This window comes from Paenibacillus sp. KS1, from assembly GCF_001680695.1.
Classification (GTDB): Bacteria; Bacillota; Bacilli; order Paenibacillales; family Paenibacillaceae; genus Paenibacillus_B; species Paenibacillus_B suaedae.
Window position 1 is genome coordinate 1 of record NZ_MAIS01000327.1, and the last position, 370, is coordinate 370.

General features: G+C 52.4%; 1 rRNA gene. It reads right to left on the minus strand.

Annotated elements, in window-relative coordinates:
- A 16S ribosomal RNA gene (locus tag BBG47_RS28520) occupies positions 1 to 370 on the minus strand; the annotation flags it as partial.

Sequence of the window (370 nt, forward strand, 5' to 3'; positions counted from 1 at the left end):
CAGGCGAGTTGCAGCCTGCAATCCGAACTTAGATCGGCTTTTTAGGATTGGCTCCACCTCGCGGCTTCGCTTCCCGTTGTACCGACCATTGTAGTACGTGTGTAGCCCAGGTCATAAGGGGCATGATGATTTGACGTCATCCCCACCTTCCTCCGGTTTGTCACCGGCAGTCACTCTAGAGTGCCCAACTGAATGCTGGCAACTAAAGTTAAGGGTTGCGCTCGTTGCGGGACTTAACCCAACATCTCACGACACGAGCTGACGACAACCATGCACCACCTGTCTTGAATGTCCCGAAGGAAAGCCCTATCTCTAGGACGGTCATTCAGATGTCAAGACCTGGTAAGGTTCTTCGCGTTGCTTCGAATTA